Origin of the sequence: Phenylobacterium sp. (genome assembly GCF_044358365.1) — a bacterium.
GTDB lineage: Bacteria > Pseudomonadota > Alphaproteobacteria > Caulobacterales > Caulobacteraceae > Phenylobacterium.
Genome location: NZ_JBIKNZ010000011.1, coordinates 42,188 through 66,593 on the forward strand (window position 1 = coordinate 42,188; position 24,406 = coordinate 66,593).

Consider the following 24,406-nt stretch of genomic DNA (forward strand, 5'->3'; position numbering starts at 1 on the left):
CCTCACATACCTGCGATGCGGGCAGCGATCGTCTTCATGAAGCTGCTCATCAATGCGCCCATCATCGGCATGAAAATCAGCAGCGAGACGAAGATCGCCACAATCTTTGGCGCATAGATCAGGGTCTGTTCCTGGATCTGGGTCAGCGCCTGCAAGAGGCCGATACCAACGCCCACAACAAGGCCGACGATCAGCACTGGGGCACACATCTGGATGGTCAACCAGATGGCGTCACGCCCGACGTCCAGAACCTCGGCGCCGCTCATGGAGAACCTCTTGGATAGCCGTCGCGACCGTTCGTCGCCGACCTTTCGAGGTTTGGCCTGTTATAGTTAGCGAAAGCCTAATTCGCGGGTGAAATGAGGGTGCGCGCAGCGGCCACAGGGGTCACCTTGCCAGCGTCCCTATCCACGCTGTAGTTGGCGGCCTGCATGGCGCCCACCGGGATCGCCCCTATCAATGGGCGCAACGCCCCGATCAGCCGCCGGTCATCCGCCCGCTTCGGCGACACCAGGATCACGGCGTCGTAGGGCGGGATCGCACCCCTCGGATCGCTCAGCACCACCAATTGGTCGGCAGCGATTCTGCCGTCCGATGAAAACGCGCTGATCACATCGGCTTCCCCACCCGACAAGGCGCGGTACATGAACGTCGGCTGGAACGTCCGTTTGGCCTTGAAGTTCAGCCGATAGGCAGCATCGACAGCTTTCCATTCGGGTCGTGAGAGGAACTCGATGTCCGTTCCCAGGGTCAGACCCGGCGCTACCCTGGCCAGATCGTCCAGCGACACCACCCCGAGCGCCCGGGCGCGATCAGTCCGCATGGCGAAGGCGTAGGCGTTCTCGAAACCCAGCGACCCCATCACCAACACGCCGTCGCGTCGCTTCAACTCGACGGTGAGCTGGTCCAGCAGTGCCTTGCGCCCGGGATTATCGACGCGGCCCAGCACGCTCGTCCAAAGTGTTCCGGTGTAATCCACGTAGACGTCGATCTCCCCGGCCGCCAACGCGCGGTAGGCCACCGATGAGCCCAGATCCTCCTTGCGGGCGACTGCCGCCCCGGTCTGTTCCAGCCGCTCGGCCATCAACTCCGCCAATATGTACTGTTCGGAGAAATTCTTGGCGCCCACCACATAGCTGTCCGGTTTCCCGAAGTGAGCGATGGTCGCCATGGCGGCCCCCGCGCCCAGTAGAAGTCCTGCCAGACCCAGCACCATCAGACCGCGCCGGCGCTTGCGCGCGCCCGTCTCAATCAGACCCAGCAGCTGGTCCGCCGTCATCGCCAGCCCTGCAGAGGCCGTGCAACCAAACAATACCAAGACCCAGTTCTCCATCTGCAGTCCGGCAAAGATGTAGTTTCCGAGGCTGGTCTGGCCGACCGGCGTCGACAGGGTTGCGGCCCCGATAGTCCACACCGCCGCCGTCCGTACGCCGGCCATGATCACCGGCGCGGCCAATGGCATTTCAACCTGCCAGAGCTTCTGCCAGCCGGTCATGCCCACGCCATCCGCTGCTTCGGAGATCGCAGGATCAACGCCAGTGATGCCGGTCACGCCACTCCGCAGGATCGGCAGGATCGAATAAAGTGTCAGCGCCAGCAGCGATGGCAGGAAGCCCAGGGCCGAGAACCCCTGGCCAAACAGCGTCTCGCTCAAGGCCGAAAGCCCCAGCAACAGCGGATAAAACAAGGCCAAAAGCGCCAGACTTGGGATCGTCTGGATCAGGCTGGCGAAGGCCAGCACAGGCCAACGCATGCATGCATTTCGGCTGGCGGCCACAGCGAGCGGTAGGCTGATGGCCAGTCCCAGCATGAGCGCGCTGACACTCAAAAGCACATGCCAGCCCAGATACTCGGGCAGGAGCTTGAGGGCGGCGTCTATGCGGGCGTTCATGCGCCCAGTCTTTCGCGCAGACGCTCGGCCTGCCGTTTCGGCGCCTCGAGCAGCGCGCGCACGACAAGGTTCCTGCTGGACATCAGCAGGTCGCGCGGCGCGCCGTCCGCCTGGACCACCCCCCGATCCAGCACCACAATGCGGTCGGCCAGCAGCACTGCCTCGGCGATGTCATGGGTGACCATGATCGTGGTCAGACCCAGCCGCTGGTGGAGCGCGCGATATTCGACGCCCAGCGCGTCACGCGTCACCGGATCAAGCGCACCGAATGGTTCGTCCATGAGCATGAGCGCCGGCTCCGCGGCCAGGGCGCGGGCCACGCCCACCCGTTGCCGTTGGCCGCCGGACAGGGCCAAAGGCGCACGCCCCGATACGTCTTGCGGCAAAGCGACCAGCTTCAACAGGGTTGTTACCCGGTCGGCGATTCGGGCAGGATCCCAGTGAAGCAGCTTCGGCGTGATGGCGATGTTTTCGGCTACTGTCAGATGCGGGAACAGCCCCACCTCCTGGAATACATACCCGATCCGACGGCGCAGCAGGTGAGCCTGAGTAGCCGCGACGTCCTCCCCGGCTACCCTGACCTCGCCCGCGTCTGGTCGGATGAGCCCGTTGATCGTCTTGAGCAGTGTGGTCTTGCCCGAGCCCGAGCCGCCAACCAGGGCCACGAACTCCCTCGCCGCTACCGACAGGTCGACGTGGTCCAGCGCAACCACCGCCCCATAGCGTTTTGTGACGGCCGAAAGCCGGATCGCCAGACTATCCATAGTCAATGCCTATCACGATCCTGTCGGTTGGGCGCGCCGCGCTTGCAGTCTATGGTCGCACACTGTTCAAGATGCTGGAGTTCTTTCGCATGCGCACCCTGCCGATTTTCCTAGCCGCCGTGCTTGTCGCCTCGTCCGCCCAGGCCCAGATCGCAACTGCCGACCTCAAGAACGGCGGAGGCGAGACGATCGGCAAGGTAAGCCTGATAGCCGCCCCAAAGGGCGTCCTGATGCGAATTGAATCCAGAGGTCTGACGCCGGGCTGGCACGGCCTCCACTTCCACGAAAAGGCCGACTGCTCCAAGGCGGACTTCACCTCCGCCGGCGGCCACACTCACGGCGCTGGCGATCGTGTCCACGGCCTCCTGAACCCCGCCGCCAACGAGACCGGCGACCTGCCCAACCTCTATGTCGACAGTCACGGCGTGGGCATGACCGAGGTGTTCTCCGGTCTGATCACCCTGGCCGCCCTCAAGGACGCCGACGGATCAGCCGTAGTCATCCACGCCAACCCCGACGACCACGCCACCCAGCCGATCGGCGGCGCGGGGCCCCGTATCGCCTGCGCCGAGGTGCGGTGACCCAATCGTCCGGTCAGATGGGCATCCGCATGATTTCCTGATAGGCGCTGATCACCTGGTCGCGCACGGCCATCACGGTCTCGAGGCTGGCCTCGGCCGCGCTGATAGCGGTGACCACGTCGACCAGTTCGGCCTTTCCCGCCACCTGGGCGGCCATGGTCTTTTCGGCGGTTTTGGAAGCGCTTACCGCATCCGTTATGGCCGACTTCAGGATGTCTCCGAAGCCACCTGGTTGTGGCGGTTTGGATCCGACCATGCCGGGGCCGTCTTCAATGCCGAGGCCCTTCTGGGCGGCGGCGTAGGCTTGGCTGGCGGCGAGCGCGGTGATCATGACTCAGCTTACTTCTTGATCAGATCGAGTGTGCGCATCTGCATGCTGCGCGACGTCTCGATCACATTGAGATTGGCCTCATAGGCCCGTTGGGCCTGACGCATGTCCAACGCCTCGATCAGGGAATTCACATTGGGCAATTTGACATAGCCCTTGGCGTCTGCGGACGGGTGGCCGGGCTCGTACTCCTGCCGGAATTCGGTCTGGTCGGGCATCACCTTGCTCATCTTGACGCCCTGGGCGCCGGCCACCTTGGCCGGAGTGAACACCGGCGCCTGCCGACGATAGGGGTCGCCGCCGGCAGTTTTGGAGGTGGAATCGGCGTTGGCCAGGTTTTCGGCAATTATTCTCATGCGCCCCTGCTGGGCGCGAAGCGCGGAGACCGCCACCTGCTGGGTGACACTGGCCATGGACTTGATCTCGGGCATTCAACGCTCTCCGGTCTCAGCCGCGGCCAGGCGGACGCGCCGCCATCCGCAACATGTTCATCGACTTCTGGTAGAAGCTGATAGCGGTATCGTAATCCATCCGCGCGTCGCTCATCTTGATCATCTCGTCCTCCAGCACCACGGAGTTACCGTTGAGTGTGGTCTCAGAGTCGGGCGATTTCAAAGGCTTGACCTGCCCGGGACGCTTTTCGTTCTTCGGCGACATATGCCCTGGCTGAGTAACCGCCATCACCCCGGCGCTCTGGCTCTGGGCCTGATGCATCTGCACCTTGGCGTCGAAACTGAAGGGCTTCAGGTCCTGTCCAACGTAGCGCACCGTGTCGGAATTGGCGATATTCTGGGCGATGACCTTCTGTCGCTCGGTCAAGTAACCAAGCCGGCTCCGCAGCATCGAGAAGATCGGGATTTCGGCCAGGTTCATAGGAGCCAATCCTGAACAAACAGGGTTAATCCAGCCTTAAGAGACTCAAGTGCGAATGGTCCCTCATTCTGGATCACGCTGCAGAAACGCGCCCATGGACCTTACCGACCTCGTCAGAGCGATGTTTGCACTGGCTCTAACCCTCGGCCTGATCGGGCTGGCAGCGGTGGCGCTGCGCAAGTATGGGCCCGACGCCATCTCGCGCATCTCCGCGCAGAAGAAAAAGGAACGCCGGCTGAGGATCGTGGAGACCCTGACATTGGATCCTGCGCGCCGCATCCTGATCATCGAGTGTGACGGGCGCGAGCGGATGATCCTGCTCGGTGAAGGTCGACTTGTGGCCGACCTCCCTGCCCGGGCCGACGCCTGATGCGCGCCCTCTTGAAGGCATTCCGGACACTGCCGGCCGAGGATTGGCGACGCGCTGCCCTGCTGGCCGCAATCACCACCTGCGCTGCGATGGTTTTCCCGGCCGCCGCCATGGCCCAGGCGCTGAACATCAATCTCGGCACCGGGGCGGGCCTGACCGAACGGGTGGTCCAGCTGATGGGCCTGCTCACTGTCCTGTCGCTGGCTCCCTCGATCGTGATCATGACTACGTCCTTCGTGCGGATCGTTGTGGTGCTGTCGCTCCTGCGCACGGCGCTGGGCCTTCAGCAAAGCCCGCCGAATGCGGTGATCATTTCGCTAAGCCTGTTCCTCAGCGCCATTGTCATGGGCCCCACATTCGAGCGGGCCTACAATGAGGGCATCAAACCCCTGATGGACCAGCAGATGGAGCTGCCTGCCGCCTTCGACGCCGCCGGTGATCCAATAAAGCAGTTCATGCTGAGCCAGGTGGACGAGGAGGATCTCGCCCTCTTCATCCGCCTGTCCAAGATTCCCAAGCCCGCCACGGCGATGGATACCCCCATCCGTGTGGTTACCCCGGCTTTCATGATCTCCGAGCTGAAGCATGCCTTCGAGATCGGCTTCCTGCTGTTCGTACCGTTCCTGGTGATCGACCTGGTGGTGGCCAGCGTGCTGATGAGCATGGGCATGATGATGTTGCCACCGGTGGTTATCAGCCTGCCGTTCAAGCTGATCTTCTTCGTGCTGGTCGACGGCTGGCGGTTGGTGGCTGGGAGCCTGGTGGAGAGCTTCCAGAAGGGCGCTGGAGGGTAGGCCTACCCCTGCGCGCCAGCCCCGCCCGCCGCCTGCGCCTGTCTCGCCGGGGCGACAGGAGCCTTCGGCGCACCTACCGGCGCAGGGCGGGTCTTGAAACGGCCCTTCATCTTGGCGACCCAGCCGGCAAAGGCTTCGTTGTCGGCTGAGACGCGACCAAAGTCGGCCACATTCAGGCGACCCACCGGCATACCGGACAACGCGATGCGCAGCGCCTCGGGGTTGCTGGCTTTCTCGTAGAAGCCTTCGTAGCGCTCTTGCAGTCGCGCCAATGAAGCTTCGTCGCCGGCCAGGCTGTAGGCGACTCCGGCGCGGAGCAGGCGGCCCTCGTCCTCGCTGGTCAGGGGCGCGGCAGACTTCCAGCGCTCACCCAGCGCCTTCTCGAACATGGGGCCGGCGGCGGCCCAGTTCTTCTGCTTCCATGTGACCTCCCCACGCAATTCGTTGGCGTCGCGCGAAGGGTCCTTCTCGATGATCTCGAGTGCGCTTTCGAAGCGGCCAACCCCCGACCAGGCCCGCGCCTCGATCAGCCGGCGCTCATTGGCCAAGGCCGTGGGCAGTACTGTGGTGCGCGAGCTGTTGATCGCTTCCAGCGCCTGTTCAGGCCGGCGATCCATCAGGTAGATCACCGCCAGATCGGTGGAGACCTGGGCGCGGGCCACACCCTCCAGGCGCTCTTCAGCCTGATACTTCAGAAGTTCGGCGGCTTGCGGCAGCAGGTCTACATCCACCAGGCGGCGAACGATCTTGCGCACCATCAGGTCGCCGTCAGCGCCGATCGGCGCAAGCTCCTTGAAATCGTAGAACAGCGCCAGAGCCTGTACGGGCTCCAGCCCATCGGCCAGGCCCTCCAGGAACAGGCCCTTGAAAGCGGCGTTCAGATCGGAAGTGAGTTGCTGGGCCTGCGGCAGGTTGGGCAGCCGGCTACCAGCCGATCGCAGCGCCTCAAGCGCCTCGCGATACCGACCCTGCCCAAGATAGAGCTGACCCAGAGCCCGGATTGTCTCAAGTTCGGTGGCGTCGCCTCGCCAACGGTACCGCAGACCGTCAAAGGCCGTCGCAGCCTGAAGCGGGTTCAGCTGGCCCAGCTCCATCCGAATCTGGGTAGCGCGCAACTGAGCCGGTGCGGAGATGGAATCCTTCGGCGCGGTCGCAACAGCGAGGTAGATCTTCAGCGCCCGGTCCTTGAAACCCTGCAGTTCGATAACGCGAGCCTGGGTCAGGCGAGTGAGCAGCCGCTCCTCCGACGAGGTATTTTCCTGCAGCGCCTGACGAATACTCGCGTCGGCGCCGACGAGATCACCCAGTGTCAGGGCAGCCTGCGCGTCGGCGCGGGCGAAGCGCGCCCGCCACTGGGCTGGCATCAGGCCGAAAGCGGCCGCGCCCTTGGCAAACTGGGCCCGGGCCTCAATTGCCTGTCCAAGCTGGACATTTACGTAGGAGCGCCAGAGAGAGGTCGAAGTTTCCTCCAGCAGCGCGGGTGATGAGAAGTCCGCGTCAGCCTCGGCATAGCGCCGGGACATGGTGCGCGCGATGCCGCGCAGGCCCCGGACCTCCGGATCATCCAGAGCCTCGGGGTCCGATCGCCCAAGATCAGTCAGCACGCCAATGGCTTCGAACGAAAGCTCCGAGCCAACGAGGAAACGGGCGAGCGCCTTGCGCGCCTCGGTGCTGCGGCCTTCCTTCGCCCCCGCGCGCTCCTGCGACGCCGCCGTCAGCAGAGCGTTGTAGCGGGGCAGGAAGCCGTCCTCGCCCACCTTGCCCCAGGTCTCGTCGATCAGCGCCGGCATGGCGGCGGCCGGCGGCGCATCGGCCTGCGCGGACTTGCGATCCCGGCCTGCCCAGGCGGGCGAAAGCGCCAGCCCCTCGGTACGCGACAGCCGCACCAGTTCGCCGTCACGCTGAACGCTCAGATCGTCCACCAGGGTCTCGATCGCCAGCCCCTGGATCGAGGCCAGAAAGGCCAGTTCCACATAGTCACGCCGACTGGGCAGTCCCTTGGGGGGGCCCAGCGCTGTCACCACCGAAAGCGTGTCACCCATCACCGGATCGGGAAGATTGATCACGCGCGTCGCGCCCGCCATCGGGGCTTTCAGATTAGCCGGACCACCGCCGGGATCACGCGATACGCGCACGATGGTCGGCTGTGGCTGGCCGCCCGGACCGATGGAGATTGTCCAGGTCGCCCCTTGCGATTCCGCGAACAAAGGCGCGTCATTTGCCACCTCGATCCGCAGGGCAGCGTGGTCTGCGCCCCGGAATGCCTGGCTGCTGCGGATCGCCGAGACGCCCTTCGGTATCTTTGAAACATCGAGGTTGGCCGGGGCGTCAAACACGATCCAGACGGCATCACCTCGTCTGAACACGGCGGCGCCGGCCGGGTTCGCAAACGGGAACGATATCTGTACCTGCTCGCCTGCGACCTTGCTCTCCGCGCGGATCAATCCGCCGGGCGGCAGGGGGTTCGCGCGAACCGGCTCGGCTTCAGCGACCTCCACGTCCGGCGTCGACGCCCCAGCCTTGGATGGCTCCGCTTTCTCGAAGGCGTTCACATAGGTCGAACCGTCGGCTGTTCCGATCTTGGCTTCGGCGTCATCGGCAAGGGTCAGGATCAGTTGCAGACGACCGTTCACCCGCCGCTTCTCAGCGGTCTTGAACCATTTCGGTGGCGCGGTCCGCAGGCGCGAAATGTCGGGATCACCGTCCCGATCAAGCGTCAGGATAATGGTCTGGCCATCTTGACGGCCTGTGGCCCGCCCGCCCCGGACCTCGACCCGGGAAAAGGTCGCCGTACTCGCGACGCGCACCTCGATGCCTTCGCGCCTCACCTGCGACTGAGCCGGTTGCGCGGCGATCCCGGCAGGCGCCGCGACGCTGGCGATGCAAGCCGCAGCGACCCCCGTCCGAAGAACCTGCCTGAGCCTCATGGCTTAACCGGCCTTAGCTGGCGCAGCGCCGGGCGCAGGCGCCTTGGGCGTTGCGGCTGTCTTGCCAGCCGCGGGAGCCGGCTCGACTGCATTTGCTACCTGCTCAGCCTTCCTGGCCGCATTCATGGCATCGGAATACCGTCGAGCCAGAGACTCCGTGAGCCGCTTGGCTTCAGCAGCCGGCATCTGCGCGATGATCGACGAGAGCGCGCGCTCTTTCATCTTGGCCGCGATCGGAATGCGAACGTTGTCATCCAGCAACACCATCCGCGGCGCAGCGTCCTTGGCCTTCATGCCCTCGAACACCTTGACCAGACGGTCAATCTCGGCCGCCTCCTTGGTACTGCTCTGGGTCAAAAGCCCCTGAACATCCCCTTTCAGGCTGTTGAGAGTCTTGATCTTTGCATCCAGCTTGGCCTCAGCGGCGGCCATCAGGGCCAGCTGGGTCGACAGGTCATCCTCGCGCTTGTCCAGCTGGCCGCGCCGGGCGCCCAGGCTCTGCAACACCTGAAGTTCAGCCGGCGACAGTCCGGCTTGCTTGGCGAGTTCCGCAGCGGTAGGCGCACAGATCGCCTTCGGAGGAACCGTTGTGCCCGCGACGGCGGCCACGGCATCCTTGGCCTCACCGGTCGCGGCTGCGGCGCCCGCCTTTTCCCCCGGCTTTGCCGGATCCTTCGCCGCCTTGTCATCCTTGGCCGGCGTCACGGTCTTGACAGCTTCTTCAGCGAAAGCCTGCGCGCCCGACAACAGGTTGGGCAGATCCCGCGCGCCCGCCAGGGCGTTCACGGCCAGTACGCCGCCTATGGCTACGCCGACCAGCGGCAGAATGCGGGGAACGGACTTCAACGACGGGCTCCGGCAAAGCGGTGGGAGACGACGGGCGCGGCCTCGAACAGATCATCATCCAGGTTGACCAACGGACGCGCCGACTGGGCATCGCGCCTCGCCGGGAGATCATTGGTCATTCGGGTTTCCGATTCGTTTGCGCCCTGCGCCTCGATCCGGGCCCTCGCTACGGCCAGCAAGGTCGCAAGACGATTCTCAGCCGCCGTTTCCCGCACCGGCATCGCCGAAGGCATGGGTCTTGCCGGCGTGACGCGGTCAGGCAACACCGACTTCGGCAGCTCCGGGGCGGCGCTGATCAACCGCTCCAGTTGGATGGCCAGAGCGCGGCCCTTCTCGATCCGGTCGGACAGGGTGTCCGTCGCCTCATCGGTGGCGGCGCGGAGGTCGGCAAGGCCCTGCTCTGCCCTCTGGGCGGCGAGATTCAGATCTCGCACGGCAAGCTCGAAGCCATCGTGACTGTCCCGCAACGCGCCAAGTCGGCGATTCAGCCGCACGCCGACGACGAGGGCCGCCAGCAAGAGACCCGCCAGGATCAGATTCATGACGATACCAATCAGGGTCATGTAAGCCTCTGCACGGCTTGCCGGGCATGGGGCGTCAAAGGCGCCTCCACACGAACGGCGATGTGGGCGTTGCGCCGACCCATCCGACCGCGGGTGAGCGGTATTGTTCCGGCGCGCAATTCGATCAGGCTGTCCGGGGTGGCGTTCAGCATCAGGGTGTCGCCGACTTTCAGATTCAGCACGCGTTTCAGGCTGATCTGTTGCTCATCAAGGACGGCGCGAACCTCGGTCTGGGTAGTCCACAGTTCTGTAGCCAGGTGACTTTCCCAGATATTGTCCCGGCCGAACTTCTCACCCATGAACTGCTGCAACAGCATCTTCCGGATGGGTTCGAGGGTGGCGTAAGGCAGCAACAGCTCGATACGCCCGCCACGGTCTTCCATGTCGATCCGCAGCTTCACCAGAATGGCGGCGTTCGCCGGGCGAGCGATCGCTGCAAAGCGCGGGTTGGTTTCGAGACGATCCAAGGTGAAGCTCACGGGCGTCAGCGGCTCAAACGCCTCCTTTGCGTCGGCCAGCACCACCTCGACCATTCTCTGCACCAGCACGCGCTCGATTGTCGTGTAGGGCCGTCCTTCGATCCGCATCGCCGCCGTGCCGCGCCGACCGCCCAGGAGCACATCCACGATCGAATAGATCAGATTCGAGTCCACGGTCAGCAGACCGTAGTTGTTCAGTTCCTCGGCGCGAAACACCGAGAGGATGGCTGGAAGCGGGATCGAATTCAGGTAGTCGCCAAACCTGATCGACGAGATGTTGTCGAGGCTGACCTCGACGTTGTCCGACGTGAAGTTGCGAAGGCTGGTCGTCATCAATCGCACGAGACGGTCGAAGACGATCTCGAGCATCGGCAGACGCTCGTATGACACGAGCGCCGAATTGATGATGGCCCGAATGCCGGTGCGCTCGGCGCTATCCTCATCCGACATGTCGAAGCCCAGCAGGCTGTCGATCTCATCCTGATTGAGGATGCGCTCAGCACCCTCAGGCTCGGCCGCAATGTCCTGGACGCCGAGCGCGCCGATATCTTGCGACGCCTGCCCGTCTTCGGTCGCCGACGCGGGATTTTCTGCGATGGGTTGGATTTCGTCTGCCATGAATCCTGGGATGCAACGCGCGCCGCAGCGCTAGTTGATCAGCATCTCCTCGATGAGCACGGCGTTGGCCTTGGAGGGCCCGATCACCAGGTTGACCCGCCGCAGGATCTCCATACGGAGCTGATAGGACCCCTGGCTGCCCGACAGATCCTCAGGGCGCAGCTCGCGCAGGAAGGTCTGGAACATGTCCTGGAGCCTCGGCATGTTGGGATCCAGCTCCTCGACCGCGCTGTCGTCGGGCAGTTCGAGTGTAAGCTTAAGCTTCAGGAAGGTGGGACGACCGTCGGCGGTCTGCATGTTCACCACCACATCGGGCATGGTGTAGAAGACGACTCCATCGGGGCCTTCGCGGACGACGGCGGCCCCGGCATCGCCTTCCTTGCCTTCCTTGCCTTCCTTCCCTTCCTTGCCTTCCTTTTTCTCGTCCTTCTTCTTCTCTTTCTTTTCCTTGCCAGCCCCGCCCTTCTCTGCAGCGGCTTCCGGCTTTGGCTTGAGGAAAATGAACGCGGCTGCACCGCCGCCGCCAAGCACGACCAGGGCTGCAACGCCGCCGATAATCAGCAGCTTCATCGGCAGCTTTTTCTTGGCGGGGGCTTCGCCCTCCGCACCCTCGGCGCCATCTGCAGGGGCTTCGGTGGCTTCCGCCCCCTTGGCGCCCTTCTTTTCCTTCTTGGCCACGCGCGCGTTCCTTAGATATTCGGCGCGTCTACGAATGCCGGGCTTTGATGAAGAAGGCTTTAACGGTTCTTAACGGGCGCGAATTCTGCCCGGCATTTTCCGCCGCCCGGCTTGTGTTAACCTTCTTATTTTCTGATTTTATTGATGTTTTCAGTTGGCCCGAAGCTTGCATCTCGGAGAGGCGAATTCGTTGATCGCCAAGGCTGCCCGCATGGACAACGCCATCTTCGTAGGTCTTTCGCGCCAGATGCTGCTGCGTCGCGAAATGGACATCGTCGCCAACAACATCGCCAACCTCGACACGACGGGCTTTAAGGTCGAGTCGCTGATCCACAAGACCGAGCCAGCAGCACCGGCTGCCACTTTGGGCGGTCCGCGTCCGGTAAAGTTCGTCGGCGATGACGGCGTGGCGCGCGATTTTGGCCAGGGCTCGCTCAATCCTACCGGCGCGCCGCTGGACATGGCCATCGAGGGCAAGGCGTTCTTCCAGTTACAAGGCCCCGATGGCCCGCGCTTCACCCGCGATGGTCGTTTCACCGTTGACCCCGCAGGCCGCCTGGTCAGCCAGGGTGGTCTTCCCGTGCTCGACAAGAGCGGCGGCGAGATCACCATTGATGCCGAAAAGGGCGAGGTGAAGGTCGGGAGCGATGGCAGTCTCAGTCAGGGCAGCGAACGGATCGGCCAGGTGGGCATGTTCGCCTTCGAAAACCTCAGCGCCCTCTCCAAGACCGGCGACAACCTTTATCGCAACGACTCGAACCTGACCGCGACACCGGCCGAAGATGCACGGCTGCGTCAGGGCATGCTGGAAGGCTCAAACGTCAAACCGATCCTCGAGATCACCCGGATGGTTCAGGTGTCCCGGGCGTATGAATCCACCGCCAAGATGATGGACTCGCAGAGTGATCTTTCCCGCCGCGCCGTCGAGCGTCTGGGCCGGGCTCAGTAGAAGGCTAACGACTGATGCAAGCACTACGTACCGCCGCGACCGGCATGGCCGCCCAGCAGATGAATGTCGAGGTCATCTCGAACAACATCGCCAACATGAACACCGTGGCCTTCAAGCGCCAACGGGCCGAGTTTCAGGACCTGTTGTACCAGACCTTCGAGGCCGCCGGCACGCAGTCCTCCGATCAGGGCACGATCGTCCCCACCGGGGTGCAGGTGGGCGCAGGCGTCAAGGCTGGCGCGGTCTATCGCGTAGGTACGCAAGGTCCGCTGACCCGCACCGACAACCAGTACGATCTGGCCATCGATGGACGCGGCTACTTCCAGGTGCTCTCGCCGTCGGGTGAGAACGTCTATACCCGGGCCGGCAACCTGGCGGTCAACGATCAGGGCCAGCTGGTCACCCAGGATGGCTTCCAGATCCAGCCAGCCATCACGATTCCCGGCGACGCAGTCAAGGTCTCGATCTCAAGATCCGGCCAGGTAGAAGTCATTCAGGCCGGGCAGACCAACCCCAGCATTGTCGGGGTTCTGGAACTGGCCACCTTCGTCAACGACGGCGGACTGAAGGCCCTGGGCGGAAATCTGCTGCAGGAAACGGCCGCATCCGGCGCCCCCACCAGTGGCACTCCCGGCTCAGTGGGCATCGGCACTCTGGTCCAGGGCTGGACCGAAGCCTCCAACGTCGACGCCGTTGCGGAGATCACCGCCCTGATCGTCGCCCAGCGGGCCTATGAGATGAACTCCAAGGTCATCTCAACGGCCGACAACATGCTGGCCACGGCCAACCAGATCAAGGCCTGAGGGTCATGAAGGCCACCGCACTCCTGCTCGTTGTTCTGATGGCCACCCCGGCGCTGGCTGCCACGCCGGTCACGCTCAGGTCCGAGATGGTGGACACCGACGGAACGGTGACCCTCGGTGAGATTTTCGAGGGCGCCGGCGCCGCTGGTCGTACGCCTGTCGCCTCACGCACCGGGACCACCGTGATGCTGAGCGCCAACGCCGTGCAGGCGGCGGGCCGCCGCGCCGGACTAGACTGGGCCAACGCGGAGGGCCTGCGCCAGATCGTGGTGCGCGGCGCAGCCACCGCCGCGACGACTGCCACCGCTTCTGCAGCGCGCGCCAACGTCGACGTCCTGACCTGGACCCGCAATCTGGCCGCCGGTGAGATCGTTCAGCCTCAGGATCTTGTCTGGGCCAAGGTCGCCCTGGCACCAGCTGACGCCGCTACCGATCCCGACGCCGTGGTCGGCCTGGCCGCACGCCGGACCCTGCGCGCCGGCGCCGCCGTCGCTGGACGGGATGTCTCGGCCCCCCAGGTGATCAAGTCCAACGATGTCATTTCCCTGGTTTTCGATGATGCCGGGATCACGCTGACGCTTCAGGCGAAGGCGATATCCGGCGGCGGTGTTGGCGACACCATCAGCGTTCAGAATGTCTCGTCGAAGAAAACCATCCAGGCGGTGGTCGCAGGACCCGGCCAGGCCGTCGTCGGTCCGGCTGCCGATCAGATGAAACTCTACCGTTCAACCCGCTACGCCCTCCGCTGAAGGAAGCCATAGATCATGCGTCTCCGCACCTTTGTCGCTCTTGCCGCCCTGGCCCCGCTGGCCGCCTGCTCCACCGTCAAGGAGGCTGCCCGCGGCCCAGAGCTGTCGCAGGTTGGCTATCCCGCCGCCCTGATGCCGCGTGAGCAGACTGTTCTGGTCTCATCGCGCGAGCCTTCGCCGCAAGCTGCCAGCTCGAACTCGCTCTGGCGTGTGGGTGCGCGGGCCTTCTTCAACGATCAGCGCGCTAGCCGCGTTGGCGACATCCTGACCGTGCAGATCGACATCGATGACAGCGCCAAGACCACCAACGCTACGTCGAGCTCACGCACCTCGGGTATGAAGGCCGGCGTACCTCACCTGCTGGGCCTGGAATCCACCCTTGGAAAGGTCCTGCCAGGCGGCTTCGATCCGGCCAATGCGCTGGAGACCAACTCGACGACATCCAACGCGGGCGCCGGCCAGGTAAACCGCTCAGAGAAAATCAGCCTGACCATAGCCGCTGTCGTCAGCGGCGTGCTACCCAACGGCAATATGGTGATCCAGGGCGTGCAGGAAGTCCGCACCAACACCGACCTGCGCCAGCTCACTGTGGCCGGCATCGTGCGCCCCGAGGACATCTCGTCCGCCAACACCATCCGCCACACCCAGATCGCCGAAGCCCGCATCAGCTACGGTGGGCGCGGAGATATCAGCCGGTTGCAGAAGACGCCTGCGGGTCAGTCATTGCTGGAGCGGTTCTCGCCGTTTTAGGCGTCAGCGTGGTCGAACTCTAAGCCCGCCGCCCCGCTACGGCCGCGTTTCCGATCCCCAGCGCATCCAGCGCGCCGCGTACGATCCCGTCCGCATCGATTCCCGCGTCGGCGTACATGACGTCCGGCTTGTCGTGGTCCTGGAAGATGTCCGGGAGTGTCAGGGTGCGCACCTTCAGGCCGCGATCAAGTGCGCCGTGCTGGGCCAGGGCATGCAGCACAAAGGCTCCGAAGCCGCCCATGGAGCCTTCCTCCACGGTTATCAGCGCTTCATGGTCGCGCGCCAGGCCCAGCAAGAGGTCGACGTCCAGCGGCTTGGCGAAACGGGCGTCGGCGACGGTTGCTGACAATCCGCGCGCGGCCAGCATGTCGGCAGCCCTCAAGGCGTCCCCCAGACGGGTGCCGAACGACAGGATGGCCACCGCTGTACCTTCGCGCACAATCCGGCCCTTGCCGATCTCGAACGGCGCGGCGAGCTCCGGGATGGCCACGCCCGTCCCCTCCCCGCGCGGGTAGCGGAACGCCGAGGGCCGGTCGTCGATGGCGACAGCTGTGGCGACAGCATGGGCCAGCTCGGCCTCATCCGCCGGCCCCATCAGCACCATGCCCGGCAGCTGGCCCAGATATCCGATGTCGAACGATCCGGCATGGGTGGCGCCGTCGGCGCCCACCAGACCTGCGCGATCAATGGCGAACCGCACTGGCAGGCCCTGTATGGCCACATCGTGTACAACCTGATCGTATCCGCGCTGCAGGAATGTGGAATAGATCGCGCAGAAGGGCTTCATGCCATCCGCCGCCAGACCGGCGGCAAACGTCACGGCGTGCTGCTCGGCGATGCCGACGTCGAAGGTGCGGTCGGGGAAGCGCTCACCGAACAGATCGAGGCCCGTGCCTGAGGGCATGGCCGCCGTGATAGCCATGATCTTTGGATCCAGCTCGGCGCGCTTCACCAACTCCTGGGCGAACACCTTGGTGTACTGCGGCGCGCCGGCCTGAGCCTTGTTCTGCTTGCCTGTGACCACGTCGAACTTGACCACGCCGTGGTACTTGTCTGCAGCGTTTTCGGCGGGGCCATAGCCCTTGCCCTTCTGCGTGACCACGTGGACCAGCACCGGGCGGTCCTCTATCTTACGGGCGTTCTTCAGCACATTGACCAGCGCGTCCATGTCGTGGCCGTCGATGGGGCCGACATAGTAGAAGCCAAGCTCTTCAAACAGAGTACCGCCGGTGACCATGCCGCGGGCATATTCCTCGGCCTTGCGGGCGGCTTCCTGCAACGGCTTGGGAAACGCCTTGGAGACCGCCTTGCCCAGGTTGCGCAAGGACTGGTACCCGCCGCCTGAGACGAGTCTGGCCATATAGGCGCTCATGCCCCCCACCGGCGGGGCGATGGACATGTCGTTGTCGTTCAGGATAACCGTGAGCTGCTTCGTCGCCTCGCTGGCGTTGTTCATGGCCTCATAGGCCATGCCGGCGCTCATCGAACCGTCACCGATGACGGCGACTACCTTGTTGTCCTGGCCCTTGGCGTCGCGCGCGGCGGCAAAACCCAGGGCCGCCGAGATCGAGGTGGCGGCATGCGCAGCACCGAAGGGGTCGTATTCACTCTCGCTACGCTTGGTGAAGCCTGACAGCCCGCCGCCCTGGCGCAGGGTGCGGATACGGTCACGACGACCGGTCAGGATCTTGTGCGGATAGGCCTGATGGCCCACGTCCCAGATCAGGATGTCCTTCGGAGTCTCGTAGACGTGGTGCAATGCCACCGTGAGCTCGACGACGCCCAGGCCGGCGCCCAGGTGTCCACCCGTCTGGGAGACAGCATCGATGGTCTCCGCCCGCAGTTCGTCGGCCAGTTGGCGCAGCTGCGGGAGGGTCAGGTCCCGGGTGTCGGCCGGCGAGGAAACCGTATCGAGAAGGGGTGTTTCTGGCGGCATTGAACGCGGACGTCCCTCGGAATTTACTGGCGGCGCTCTAGCACGAAATCCACGCTGGCCCGCAGAAATTCAGCCTGGGCGCCAAACGGATCCAGATGAGATTTTGTCTGATTCTTCAGCAGACCCAGCCGCTCGCGCGCCGCATCCGCGCCCAACAGGGTGACGAAGGTGGTCTTTCCCGCCGCCGCATCCTTGCCCGCCGCCTTGCCCATTGCCGCCGCGTCGCCCTCGGCGTCGAGCAGATCGTCGACAATCTGGTAAGCCAGACCAAGATCGTGGGCGAAGGCGATGAGCGCATGCCGCTCCGACTCCCGGGCGTGCGCCAGTATCAATGGGAGTTCGAAGGCGCAGGTGATCAGGGCGCCGGTCTTCAGCCGCTGCATTCGAGCCACGCCGCCCAGGTCTTCGCGCACACCCAGCATATCGATCATCTGGCCGCCGACCATGCCGCGCGCGCCTGCCGCCACGGCCAGCCGGGTCACCAGTTCGGAGCGCACCGTCCCATCGGGATGGGTGTCGGGATGTGCAAGGATTTCAAAGGCCACAGCTTGCAGAGCATCCCCGGCCAGCACGGCCGTCATCTCATCATAGGCGATGTGAACCGTGGGCCGGCCCCGGCGCACATCATCATCGTCCATGCAGGGCAGATCGTCGTGGATCAGGCTGTAGGCGTGGACGCATTCCAGCGCGCAGGCGGCTCGCAGCACGTGCCGGTCGTCAAGATCCAGCATCCGTCCGGTTTCAAGCGCAAAGTAGGTGCGCAGCCGTTTGCCTGGCCCCAGCGCCGCATAGCGCATCGCCTCTGTAAGCCGACTCTCGGGCCCCTCCGCACGCGGCAGCAATTCATCCAGCGCCACGGTGACGAGATCTGCAGCTTCCGCCACCCGGCGGGCAAGGTCCATCAGCCGAACTCGGCAGGCTCGACGCCGGGTGCGCCGCCGGCCCCAATGATGATCTTTTCGACTCGCAGGCGGGCTGTAGCCAACCGGGCCTCGCAATGCGCTTTCAGCAGCGCACCGCGCTCATACATCCGGATCGAATCCTCAAGCGGCGCCTGCCCCGATTCGAGCCTGGCCACGATCTGCTCAAGCTCTGCGAGCGCGGTCTCGAAGGTCATTTCGGCGATGCTGGCGGGTTCGGACATAATGTTTCCTTAGGCCTGCGCCAGGCAACTGTCAGCCCCGTTCGAACCGACGCATCGACCAGTACTTGTAGCCCTCGCTTTCGGCCAGCTTCCAGCCCTGCCGGCGCAGACTGCGGCCAATCAAGTGATTGAAGAAGCCGTGGGCTATCACGACGACTGTCTGGCCGTTGGCGGCAAAGCCGACCAGCAACTCAGCTGCCTCGTCGGCGCGAACCTCCGCCTCAGCGCGACTTTCCTGTCCATCGTGGAAGTTAAGGTACCACCACCAGACGCGCGCGACGAAGCCCCAGATTTTCGGAGAAAGCCGGACCCATACGGGAAATCGCGGCGGCGGCAGCGGCGCCTCGATCAGGAGTTCGTACCGGTCAAACGGCTTGTCGCCCAATACCGTCTGAGCGCTCTGGATCGCACGCAGACGGGTTGAGGTGACCAGGGTCCCACAGTCGGCCACGAATCGCCTGAGGCGATCCGGCGGCGTCTGGCCAGGAAGCAGCCCGCCAATCTCATATCGAGCCCAGAATTCGCCATATCCTGAGGCGTTCAGCATCACCTTGCGCGAAAGCGCGGGTTCGCCATGCCGGGCCAGAATAATCTGGCCACAGGGCTTCGCCGTCGTCTCGAGCGCGCTCAAGACGTCAGCCCGAAGTCAGGTGTGTCGTGACCAACCAAAAGCACGTGCCTGACTAGTCCCTCACCGCTCGCCAAGGGCGGCCACATGCGCGAGCGCCGAGCGTCCCAGAGCTTCGAGGTCGTACCCGCCCTCAAGCGAGGACACAACCCGGCCCTTGGCGCGCCGGTTCGCCACCGAGGTGATCGCACGGGTGGCCCAACCAAAGTCGGCCTCTTCAAGGTTCTGTCCACCCCCTGCAACAGGGTCGCGCCGGTGCGCGTCGAAACCGGCCGACACCAGGATCAGGTCGGGTTCAAACGCGTCGACCCTGTTCATCAATCCCTCGAATGCGCGCCGCCAGACCGGCGCAGGGGCGCCATCGGGCGACACCGCATTGACGACGTTGGCCGGCACATGTTCGGAGGGGTGCCCGGTCCCCGGCCACATCGGCCAGGACTGGATCGAGGCGAAGAACATGCCCGGGCGCCCGCCCAGCGCCGTCTGGGTGCCGTTGCCGTGGTGGACGTCGAAGTCGATCACCGCGACGCGCGACAGCCCGGCCGCCTGAGCCGCGAACGCTGCAATCGCGATATTGGAAAACAGACAGAACCCCATTGGCAGTCCAGGCTCCGCATGGTGACCCGGAGGCCGGACCGCGCAAAACGCCCTATCCGCACGGCCAGCCGCAACGTCGCGGACCGCTCGCACCACCGCACCCGCCGCGCGTTGCGAAGCCAGCAGCGTTCCAGGCGACATGAAAGTGTCCGGATCCAGTTCCACGACGCCCCGCGCCGGCGCCTTGCCGAAGATTTCATCCAGATAGGTCGCTTCATGTACGGCCAGAAGGTCGGCCCGCTCCACCCGTGGCGCCTCCAGAACCTCAAGGTCCAAGGTGGCGTCATCAAGGGCATCCAGGACGGCTCGCAGCCGCTCCGGGCGTTCGGCGTGGCCCGCACCAGGGAGGTGGCCGAACATGTCGGGATGAGTGTAGAGCGCGGTCGTCATGCTTTCCTTTTAACGTATAGGCGAGACTTTCCGATGCCAGAACCCACCATTCGTCGAGCAACGATGGCCGACGCCGAGGTGCTGTCCGGGCTAGGCGCGGAAACCTTTACCCAGACCTTCGGTCATCTCTATCACCCGGATGATCTGGCGGCATTCCGTCGAGAGGGGTACGGGCTCGACCGCACGCGCGCTGATCTCGCTGATCAGGCCAAGGCCCAATGGCTGGTTGAGCTGGACGGCCAGGCAATCGGCTATGCTCTGGCCGGCCCTTGCGATCTGCCGCACGAGGGGGTGACGCCGGCCTGTGGAGAACTCAAGAGACTGTATTTTCTCAAGGACCACCAGGGTGGCGGCAACGGGAGCCGCCTGTTCGCCCAGGTGCTGGACTGGCTCATGGCGGACGGTCCGCGAGATCTCTGGATCGGCGTGTGGTCTGAAAACTTCGGGGCCCAGCGGTTTTATGAACGTCACGGCTTCTCGAAGGTCGGTGAATACGGGTTCAAGGTCGGCCGCACCGTTGATCGAGAGTTCATCCTGAAGCGCCCGGCCGTCTGCACCCAGATTTGACACAATTGCACCACAAAATTGTCTAACTATTTGATTTTTAAATAATTTTATTACGTCGAATTAACCTCCGCCAGTCTTGGCTGCGCCGCTTGTTTTTGGGACCTTGCCGTCGAGGGCCTTCAGGGCCGGGACAGGCGGGTTGGGATGCTCAGGATTGGCTATGTTCGGGAGGTTGACGCCGCCTCTCACCAGGATCCGGCCCTGCTGGAAGCTGCGGGTTGCCAGGTGGTACGCCATGAAACGGCCGGTTCGGACAGCGCTGTTCTGGACTCCATTCTTGAATTCATCGGTCCGGGCGATCAGTTGGTCGTCCAGCGGCTCGACCGGCTGTCCGGCAGCGGTCGAGGGCTTCTGCGGGTTCTGGATGCGCTGGAGGCCCGCGGCGCAGGCCTGCAGGTCTTGACGCCCTGGCTCGCCAGCCAGGGCGCGGCGGGTCGCGCGCTCCGCGCAGCGGTCGAAGCCGTAGCCAGGCTGGAGCCGACCCACACGGCCCGGGGCCATAACGCCGCCGCCACCCAGGCGATTGTGGCGCTCCGGAACCAGGGACTGGGACCCGTGGAAATCGCCCGACGCCTGGGGGTCTCGCGGATGACCGTCTGGCGACGGCTTCGAAACCTGAAGTCCACAGAGGCTTGATGCTCGCAGTCTATAGGGCGGGAAAGCGGAATCTGCGAAGAGTGGTCGCAACCAAGAGTCCCGCGCGGATTGTCAGGAACCATCTGCCATGAAACCCCCGATCAAACGGCTGTCAGACCTCAAAGGCGGCACGCCGCCAGCGGGTGTCTATGCACCGCCCACACCCAAGGTCTCGCGCCAGAAGAAGGCCAAGGTGTTGACCGCCGCCGAGCGCGCCGCCTTCCTGGCGTCCCGGCCGGACCTGAAGCCCTAGGTCGGAGACGACTGGACATCGGGCCAACCCGGCCCCATCCTGCAAAGTTCAAACAGACGTTTGCCGCGAGCCCATCCTATGTTCATGCGCTTCTTCACCGAGCTTCGCGAAGCCAAGGTGCCCGTGACGCTGAAAGAGTACCTCATCCTCATGGAGGCCATGGACAAGCAGGTCATCAGCCGCTCGGTTGATGACTTCTACTATCTGTCCCGCGCCGCCCTGGTGAAGGACGAGAAGAATATCGATCGGTTCGACCGGGTGTTCGCCCAGGTTTTCAATGGCCTGGAAAAGACCGCCGGTGAGGGACTCACCGCTGATCTTCCGGCTGAGTGGCTGAAGAAACTCTCCGACAAGTTCCTCACCGAAGAGGAAAAGGCCCAGATCGAGGCCATGGGCGGCTTCGAAAAGCTGATGGAAGCGCTGGCCGAACAGATGAAGCGGCAGCAGGAAGAGGGCGACGGGGACGGCGACGGCAAGGGGAAGAACGGCCGGAATGGTCAGGGCGACAGCCCCTTCGGCGCCAACGGCTATCATCCCGAGGGCGTCCGGGTCGGCCAGGACAAGGGCCGCCACGGTCGCGCGATCAAGGTCTGGGACAAGCGCGAGTACAAGAACCTCGACGACAGCGTCGAACTGGGCACCCGGAACATCAAGGTTGCGCTGCGCCGCCTGCGAAAATGGGTCCGAGACGGCCACCCCGACGAACTCGACATGAACGGCACCATCAAGGGCACTTCACAGAAGGGCTATCTGGACATCCAGATGCGCGCCGAGCGTCGCAACAAGATCAGCGTCCTGATCTTCTTCGACATCGGCGGCTCAATGGACAGCCATATCAAGGTCTGTGAGGAACTGTTCTCGGCTGCGCGCACCGAGTTCAAGAACATGGAGTTCTACTACTTCCACAACTGCCTCTACGAGAGCGTCTGGAAGGACAACCGGCGCCGGCACGCGGAAAAGCTCAACACGATGGACGTGCTTCACAAATTTCCCCACGATTACAAAGTGATCTTTGTGGGCGACGCGACGATGAGCCCCTACGAAATCACCTATCCAGGCGGTTCGGTGGAGCATTGGAACGAGGAGGCCGGCGCGGTCTGGCTCGACCGGGTCTCGGGCATCTTCAAGCACATGGTCTGGCTGAACCCCACCGCCGAACGGCATTGGGACTACACCCCATCCGTGGGCGTGATCAAACAGCTGGTCAACGACCGGATGTTTCCACTGACGCTCGACGGGCTCGAAAAGGCGATGAAGGAGCTGTCTCGCTAGCTGCGCGCATCGCTCTGTCTGCCGTCTCGCCCAAAGCTCACAGGAAGCCTAAGGGACTCGTATGACCGATCCCCTGATCCAGGACCCGCTCGACACCACCGACGAGGCTCAGGCCGCGACCAAGGCGGCCGTGTTTATCGCGGCGGAGCGGCTGTTCGCGCTGAACGGCTTCCAGAACGTTTCGGTGCGCGACATCACGGCGGCAGCTGGCGTCAACCTGGCCAGTGTGAACTACCATTTCGGCTCGAAGGACGCCCTGCTGTTCGAAATCTTCCGGCGGCGCACCGCCGAGCTCAACCGTGAGCGCGCCCGCATGCTGCATGAGGCGAACGGACGTCACGCTGGCCGCCCGCCGGTTCGCGAGATCCTGGCCGCCTACTTCACGCCGCCCATGCGCTGGGCCTCGCCGGACAATGAGCGTCGGATCTCGCTGCAGTTCATTATTCGCGCCCGTTCAGAGGGCAACGCTGACATGCGCGATGTGCTCCGGAACGATGTCAGCCATCTGGCCCGCTTCGCCGACGCCCTGATCGCCGCCAGGTCCGACCTGCCGAAGGAAGATGTCTACTGGCGACTGCACTTCGTCCTGGGCATGATCCACAACAACCGCTTCGCCGAGTTTGATAGGCTACATCACCTGTCCGACGGCCTGACCCGGGAGGGTGACGTGGAAGCGCTGCTGCGGCGAATGCTCGATTTCGCCGAAGCCGGCTTCAGCGCCTGACCACGGGTCGTGACCGGTCTGATCTGGAAGGCGACCGCCTACCGCTTTCTCGACACACTGATCCTGATCTTCCCGTTCTACACGGTCATGTTCGCCGAGACGGGACTGACCCCGATCCAGATTGGCCTGGCCCTGGCGGCATGGTCACTCACCGCCATTGTCCTGGAGATACCGACCGGCGCCCTGGCCGACCGCGTGTCGCGCCGCTGGCTACTCCTGATTGCCCAGTTATTCCGGGGATCCGGTTTCCTGCTGTGGTTTCTGTTTCCGGGCTTCTGGGGCTTTCTGGCCGGGCTGGTGCTGTGGGGTGTCAAGACGGCGCTGGTGTCCGGCACCTTTGAGGCGTTGCTGTTCGATGAGTTGAAGGCGGCGGGCCGGGAGCAGGATTACGCGCGCGCCATAGGACGCGCCCAGACCGGTCGCTTTGTCGGCGTCATGGCATCGGCGCTGGGCGCAGCCGCCCTGGCCGATCTGGGCTACCCGACGCTCACACTGATCAGCGCCCTGACCGCAGTCCTTGCGGCAGCCTCAGCGCTGGCGTTGCCGCGAGCTCCGTTGGCGCTGGCGATTCACAGAGTGAATCCGATCCACCGCATGCGGCAGGGCATCGGCGAGGCCTTGAACCGGCCGGGCGTACTGCAAATTCTTCTGTTCATCGCGGGCATGCAGGCGTTGCTGGCCGCCTGCGAGGACTATTGGCAGATCTTTGCAATGGAAGTGGGCCTTCGCAGCGCCCAGATCGCCCTGTTTGTCGCCGCGATGGGCGCGGCCCAGGCTTTCGGCGCCGCTGTAGCGCACCGCGTGCCGCTGGGCCATCGCGCGGCCCTTCATGGTCTGGTGGTCCTGGCGGGCTGTTGCCTGATCGCAGCGGCGGCGACGTTCCAGACCTGGTCGGTGGCGCTGGCCGTTCTGTTCACGGGTTTGTGTCGGATCGCCGACGTCCAGGCCGACGCCCGCTTCCAGCACGCCCTCTCCGGTGAGGCGCGAGCGACGGTAGCCTCTGTCAAGGGTTTCGCCAGCCAGTGTGCCATCATGCTGCTGATCCTGAACTTTGGGGCTATGGCGCAGTTCAGCAGCTATCGAATGGCGTTCCTGGCGCATGGCGTGGCCTTGACGTTGCTGGGTCTCGGGTACGTGATGTGGTCGCTGCTGCGAGCTGGCGGGGCTCGCGCGCAACACCGGGATCAAGGTCTACTTCGCCGACCCCTACAGCCCCTGGCAGCGCGGCAGCAACGAAAACGCCAACGGCCTGATCCGACAATACCTGCCCAAGGCCACCGACCTCTCGCCCTTCAC

At 64.2% G+C, this 24,406-nt stretch carries 28 protein-coding genes and 2 pseudogenes; 14 read left to right on the top strand and 16 right to left on the bottom strand.

Annotation, left to right across the window (positions count from 1 at the left end; all coding sequences use genetic code 11):
- Window positions 1-2: 2 nt before the first annotated feature.
- The 3 genes from fliQ to ACIQ3B_RS05140 all read right to left on the bottom strand — a co-directional run bounded on the left by fliQ (window position 3) and on the right by ACIQ3B_RS05140 (window position 2,655).
- Window positions 3-266 carry a flagellar biosynthesis protein FliQ gene (gene fliQ, locus ACIQ3B_RS05130; protein WP_397400277.1) on the bottom strand — a complete coding sequence of 88 codons (264 nt, stop codon included), beginning with the start codon at window positions 264-266 and terminating at the stop codon, window positions 3-5.
- A gap of 77 nt (window positions 267-343) precedes the next feature.
- On the bottom strand, window positions 344-1,891 hold the full coding sequence (locus ACIQ3B_RS05135) for an ABC transporter permease/substrate-binding protein (protein ID WP_397400279.1): 1,548 nt from the start codon (window positions 1,889-1,891) through the stop codon (window positions 344-346).
- Complete coding sequence (locus tag ACIQ3B_RS05140; protein ID WP_397400281.1) at window positions 1,888-2,655, bottom strand: ATP-binding cassette domain-containing protein; 768 nt, start codon at window positions 2,653-2,655, stop codon at window positions 1,888-1,890. Before ACIQ3B_RS05140 ends, ACIQ3B_RS05135 begins: the two co-directional genes overlap by 4 nt.
- 89 nt (window positions 2,656-2,744) lie before the next feature.
- Between ACIQ3B_RS05140 and ACIQ3B_RS05145 the strand changes: the two genes are divergently transcribed.
- Entirely contained in the window at window positions 2,745-3,236 is a 492-nt protein-coding gene (locus ACIQ3B_RS05145; protein WP_397400329.1) for a superoxide dismutase family protein, read from the top strand.
- A 13-nt stretch (window positions 3,237-3,249) separates the two neighbouring features.
- On the opposite strand, the gene fliE is transcribed toward ACIQ3B_RS05145, so the two are convergent.
- Genes fliE through flgB form a run of 3 tightly spaced genes read right to left on the bottom strand, consistent with a single transcriptional unit; the run spans window position 3,250 to window position 4,437 of the window.
- Window positions 3,250-3,567 carry a flagellar hook-basal body complex protein FliE gene (gene fliE, locus ACIQ3B_RS05150; RefSeq protein ID WP_397400283.1) on the bottom strand — a complete coding sequence of 106 codons (318 nt, stop codon included), beginning with the start codon at window positions 3,565-3,567 and terminating at the stop codon, window positions 3,250-3,252.
- A gap of 8 nt (window positions 3,568-3,575) precedes the next feature.
- Window positions 3,576-3,995: a flagellar basal body rod protein FlgC gene (flgC, locus tag ACIQ3B_RS05155; RefSeq protein WP_397400285.1), complete on the bottom strand. Its 420-nt coding sequence runs from the start codon at window positions 3,993-3,995 to the stop codon at window positions 3,576-3,578.
- A gap of 16 nt (window positions 3,996-4,011) precedes the next feature.
- A complete protein-coding gene (gene flgB / locus ACIQ3B_RS05160) occupies window positions 4,012-4,437 on the bottom strand; it encodes a flagellar basal body rod protein FlgB (protein WP_397400287.1) in 426 nt (141 codons plus the stop codon).
- A gap of 94 nt (window positions 4,438-4,531) precedes the next feature.
- Between flgB and ACIQ3B_RS05165 the strand changes: the two genes are divergently transcribed.
- Together ACIQ3B_RS05165 and fliP are read left to right on the top strand one after the other, a co-directional pair.
- Complete coding sequence (locus ACIQ3B_RS05165; protein WP_397400289.1) at window positions 4,532-4,807, top strand: flagellar biosynthetic protein FliO; 276 nt, start codon at window positions 4,532-4,534, stop codon at window positions 4,805-4,807.
- The gene (gene fliP / locus ACIQ3B_RS05170) at window positions 4,807-5,601 is read left to right on the top strand and encodes a flagellar type III secretion system pore protein FliP (RefSeq protein WP_397400291.1); all 795 of its coding nucleotides are present in this window, start codon (window positions 4,807-4,809) and stop codon (window positions 5,599-5,601) included. Before ACIQ3B_RS05165 ends, fliP begins: the two co-directional genes overlap by 1 nt.
- 2 nt (window positions 5,602-5,603) lie before the next feature.
- Here the strand turns inward: fliP and ACIQ3B_RS05175 are convergent, their stop codons facing one another.
- Genes ACIQ3B_RS05175 through ACIQ3B_RS05195 form a run of 5 tightly spaced genes read right to left on the bottom strand, consistent with a single transcriptional unit; the run spans window position 5,604 to window position 11,712 of the window.
- Window positions 5,604-8,528, bottom strand: coding sequence for an endoglucanase (locus ACIQ3B_RS05175; protein WP_397400293.1), 2,925 nt, complete (start codon window positions 8,526-8,528; stop codon window positions 5,604-5,606).
- A gap of 3 nt (window positions 8,529-8,531) precedes the next feature.
- Window positions 8,532-9,374, bottom strand: coding sequence for a MotE family protein (locus tag ACIQ3B_RS05180; protein WP_397400295.1), 843 nt, complete (start codon window positions 9,372-9,374; stop codon window positions 8,532-8,534).
- Window positions 9,371-9,937 carry a DUF6468 domain-containing protein gene (locus tag ACIQ3B_RS05185; protein WP_397400297.1) on the bottom strand — a complete coding sequence of 189 codons (567 nt, stop codon included), beginning with the start codon at window positions 9,935-9,937 and terminating at the stop codon, window positions 9,371-9,373. The genes ACIQ3B_RS05180 and ACIQ3B_RS05185 overlap by 4 nt, the downstream gene beginning before the upstream one ends.
- Window positions 9,934-11,034, bottom strand: coding sequence for a flagellar motor switch protein FliM (gene fliM, locus ACIQ3B_RS05190; RefSeq protein ID WP_397400299.1), 1,101 nt, complete (start codon window positions 11,032-11,034; stop codon window positions 9,934-9,936). Before fliM ends, ACIQ3B_RS05185 begins: the two co-directional genes overlap by 4 nt.
- A gap of 30 nt (window positions 11,035-11,064) precedes the next feature.
- The gene (locus ACIQ3B_RS05195) at window positions 11,065-11,712 is read right to left on the bottom strand and encodes a flagellar basal body-associated FliL family protein (protein ID WP_397400301.1); all 648 of its coding nucleotides are present in this window, start codon (window positions 11,710-11,712) and stop codon (window positions 11,065-11,067) included.
- Between the two features lie 211 nt (window positions 11,713-11,923).
- On the opposite strand from ACIQ3B_RS05195, the gene flgF reads away from it, so the two are divergent.
- The 4 genes from flgF to flgH are packed head-to-tail and all read left to right on the top strand — an operon-like array spanning window position 11,924 to window position 14,963.
- Entirely contained in the window at window positions 11,924-12,661 is a 738-nt protein-coding gene (gene flgF, locus ACIQ3B_RS05200; RefSeq protein WP_397400330.1) for a flagellar basal-body rod protein FlgF, read from the top strand.
- A gap of 14 nt (window positions 12,662-12,675) precedes the next feature.
- Entirely contained in the window at window positions 12,676-13,464 is a 789-nt protein-coding gene (gene flgG, locus ACIQ3B_RS05205; RefSeq protein WP_397400303.1) for a flagellar basal-body rod protein FlgG, read from the top strand.
- Window positions 13,465-13,469: 5 nt separating this feature from the next.
- Window positions 13,470-14,213, top strand: coding sequence for a flagellar basal body P-ring formation chaperone FlgA (gene flgA, locus ACIQ3B_RS05210; protein ID WP_397400305.1), 744 nt, complete (start codon window positions 13,470-13,472; stop codon window positions 14,211-14,213).
- 15 nt (window positions 14,214-14,228) lie between these two features.
- The gene (gene flgH / locus ACIQ3B_RS05215; protein ID WP_397400307.1) at window positions 14,229-14,963 is read left to right on the top strand and encodes a flagellar basal body L-ring protein FlgH; all 735 of its coding nucleotides are present in this window, start codon (window positions 14,229-14,231) and stop codon (window positions 14,961-14,963) included.
- Window positions 14,964-14,982: 19 nt separating this feature from the next.
- Here flgH and dxs read toward each other — a convergent pair whose 3' ends face one another.
- Genes dxs through ACIQ3B_RS05240 form a run of 5 tightly spaced genes read right to left on the bottom strand, consistent with a single transcriptional unit; the run spans window position 14,983 to window position 19,658 of the window.
- Window positions 14,983-16,899 (bottom strand): 1-deoxy-D-xylulose-5-phosphate synthase, encoded by a 1,917-nt coding sequence (gene dxs, locus ACIQ3B_RS05220; RefSeq protein WP_397400309.1) that lies wholly within the window; start codon window positions 16,897-16,899, stop codon window positions 14,983-14,985.
- Window positions 16,900-16,922: 23 nt separating this feature from the next.
- Window positions 16,923-17,804: a polyprenyl synthetase family protein gene (locus ACIQ3B_RS05225; RefSeq protein ID WP_397400332.1), complete on the bottom strand. Its 882-nt coding sequence runs from the start codon at window positions 17,802-17,804 to the stop codon at window positions 16,923-16,925.
- Complete coding sequence (locus tag ACIQ3B_RS05230; RefSeq protein ID WP_397400311.1) at window positions 17,801-18,043, bottom strand: exodeoxyribonuclease VII small subunit; 243 nt, start codon at window positions 18,041-18,043, stop codon at window positions 17,801-17,803. Before ACIQ3B_RS05230 ends, ACIQ3B_RS05225 begins: the two co-directional genes overlap by 4 nt.
- A gap of 31 nt (window positions 18,044-18,074) precedes the next feature.
- Window positions 18,075-18,674: a histidine phosphatase family protein gene (locus tag ACIQ3B_RS05235; RefSeq protein WP_397400313.1), complete on the bottom strand. Its 600-nt coding sequence runs from the start codon at window positions 18,672-18,674 to the stop codon at window positions 18,075-18,077.
- 60 nt (window positions 18,675-18,734) lie between these two features.
- Window positions 18,735-19,658, bottom strand: a complete 924-nt coding sequence (locus tag ACIQ3B_RS05240) for a histone deacetylase family protein (protein ID WP_397400315.1) — start codon at window positions 19,656-19,658, stop codon at window positions 18,735-18,737.
- 63 nt (window positions 19,659-19,721) lie between these two features.
- Between ACIQ3B_RS05240 and ACIQ3B_RS05245 the strand changes: the two genes are divergently transcribed.
- The 7 genes and pseudogenes from ACIQ3B_RS05245 to ACIQ3B_RS05275 all read left to right on the top strand — a co-directional run.
- Entirely contained in the window at window positions 19,722-20,225 is a 504-nt protein-coding gene (locus ACIQ3B_RS05245) for a GNAT family N-acetyltransferase (RefSeq protein ID WP_397400317.1), read from the top strand.
- Between the two features lie 144 nt (window positions 20,226-20,369).
- On the top strand, window positions 20,370-20,861 hold the full coding sequence (locus tag ACIQ3B_RS05250) for a recombinase family protein (RefSeq protein WP_397400319.1): 492 nt from the start codon (window positions 20,370-20,372) through the stop codon (window positions 20,859-20,861).
- 88 nt (window positions 20,862-20,949) lie between these two features.
- The gene (locus tag ACIQ3B_RS05255) at window positions 20,950-21,114 is read left to right on the top strand and encodes a hypothetical protein (protein ID WP_397400321.1); all 165 of its coding nucleotides are present in this window, start codon (window positions 20,950-20,952) and stop codon (window positions 21,112-21,114) included.
- Window positions 21,115-21,192: 78 nt separating this feature from the next.
- Window positions 21,193-22,386 (top strand): VWA domain-containing protein, encoded by a 1,194-nt coding sequence (locus tag ACIQ3B_RS05260; protein ID WP_397400323.1) that lies wholly within the window; start codon window positions 21,193-21,195, stop codon window positions 22,384-22,386.
- Window positions 22,387-22,447: 61 nt separating this feature from the next.
- Window positions 22,448-23,110, top strand: coding sequence for a TetR/AcrR family transcriptional regulator (locus ACIQ3B_RS05265; RefSeq protein WP_397400325.1), 663 nt, complete (start codon window positions 22,448-22,450; stop codon window positions 23,108-23,110).
- Between the two features lie 9 nt (window positions 23,111-23,119).
- A pseudogene (locus ACIQ3B_RS05270) lies at window positions 23,120-24,022 on the top strand (MFS transporter); the annotation flags it as partial.
- Between the two features lie 265 nt (window positions 24,023-24,287).
- Window positions 24,288-24,406 (top strand): annotated as a pseudogene (locus ACIQ3B_RS05275) (IS30 family transposase); the annotation flags it as partial.

Coding starts and splice junctions, on each gene's coding strand:
- fliQ (WP_397400277.1), bottom strand. CDS start 266: ATGAGCGGCGCCGAGGTTCTGGACGTCGGGCGTGACGCCATCTGGTTG.
- ACIQ3B_RS05135 (WP_397400279.1), bottom strand. CDS start 1,891: ATGAACGCCCGCATAGACGCCGCCCTCAAGCTCCTGCCCGAGTATCTG.
- ACIQ3B_RS05140 (WP_397400281.1), bottom strand. CDS start 2,655: ATGGATAGTCTGGCGATCCGGCTTTCGGCCGTCACAAAACGCTATGGG.
- ACIQ3B_RS05145 (WP_397400329.1), top strand. CDS start 2,745: ATGCGCACCCTGCCGATTTTCCTAGCCGCCGTGCTTGTCGCCTCGTCC.
- fliE (WP_397400283.1), bottom strand. CDS start 3,567: ATGATCACCGCGCTCGCCGCCAGCCAAGCCTACGCCGCCGCCCAGAAG.
- flgC (WP_397400285.1), bottom strand. CDS start 3,995: ATGCCCGAGATCAAGTCCATGGCCAGTGTCACCCAGCAGGTGGCGGTC.
- flgB (WP_397400287.1), bottom strand. CDS start 4,437: ATGAACCTGGCCGAAATCCCGATCTTCTCGATGCTGCGGAGCCGGCTT.
- ACIQ3B_RS05165 (WP_397400289.1), top strand. CDS start 4,532: ATGGACCTTACCGACCTCGTCAGAGCGATGTTTGCACTGGCTCTAACC.
- fliP (WP_397400291.1), top strand. CDS start 4,807: ATGCGCGCCCTCTTGAAGGCATTCCGGACACTGCCGGCCGAGGATTGG.
- ACIQ3B_RS05175 (WP_397400293.1), bottom strand. CDS start 8,528: ATGAGGCTCAGGCAGGTTCTTCGGACGGGGGTCGCTGCGGCTTGCATC.
- ACIQ3B_RS05185 (WP_397400297.1), bottom strand. CDS start 9,937: ATGACCCTGATTGGTATCGTCATGAATCTGATCCTGGCGGGTCTCTTG.
- fliM (WP_397400299.1), bottom strand. CDS start 11,034: ATGGCAGACGAAATCCAACCCATCGCAGAAAATCCCGCGTCGGCGACC.
- flgF (WP_397400330.1), top strand. CDS start 11,924: ATGGACAACGCCATCTTCGTAGGTCTTTCGCGCCAGATGCTGCTGCGT.
- flgG (WP_397400303.1), top strand. CDS start 12,676: ATGCAAGCACTACGTACCGCCGCGACCGGCATGGCCGCCCAGCAGATG.
- flgA (WP_397400305.1), top strand. CDS start 13,470: ATGAAGGCCACCGCACTCCTGCTCGTTGTTCTGATGGCCACCCCGGCG.
- flgH (WP_397400307.1), top strand. CDS start 14,229: ATGCGTCTCCGCACCTTTGTCGCTCTTGCCGCCCTGGCCCCGCTGGCC.
- dxs (WP_397400309.1), bottom strand. CDS start 16,899: ATGCCGCCAGAAACACCCCTTCTCGATACGGTTTCCTCGCCGGCCGAC.
- ACIQ3B_RS05230 (WP_397400311.1), bottom strand. CDS start 18,043: ATGTCCGAACCCGCCAGCATCGCCGAAATGACCTTCGAGACCGCGCTC.
- ACIQ3B_RS05240 (WP_397400315.1), bottom strand. CDS start 19,658: ATGACGACCGCGCTCTACACTCATCCCGACATGTTCGGCCACCTCCCT.
- ACIQ3B_RS05245 (WP_397400317.1), top strand. CDS start 19,722: ATGGCCGACGCCGAGGTGCTGTCCGGGCTAGGCGCGGAAACCTTTACC.
- ACIQ3B_RS05250 (WP_397400319.1), top strand. CDS start 20,370: ATGCTCAGGATTGGCTATGTTCGGGAGGTTGACGCCGCCTCTCACCAG.
- ACIQ3B_RS05255 (WP_397400321.1), top strand. CDS start 20,950: ATGAAACCCCCGATCAAACGGCTGTCAGACCTCAAAGGCGGCACGCCG.
- ACIQ3B_RS05260 (WP_397400323.1), top strand. CDS start 21,193: ATGTTCATGCGCTTCTTCACCGAGCTTCGCGAAGCCAAGGTGCCCGTG.
- ACIQ3B_RS05265 (WP_397400325.1), top strand. CDS start 22,448: ATGACCGATCCCCTGATCCAGGACCCGCTCGACACCACCGACGAGGCT.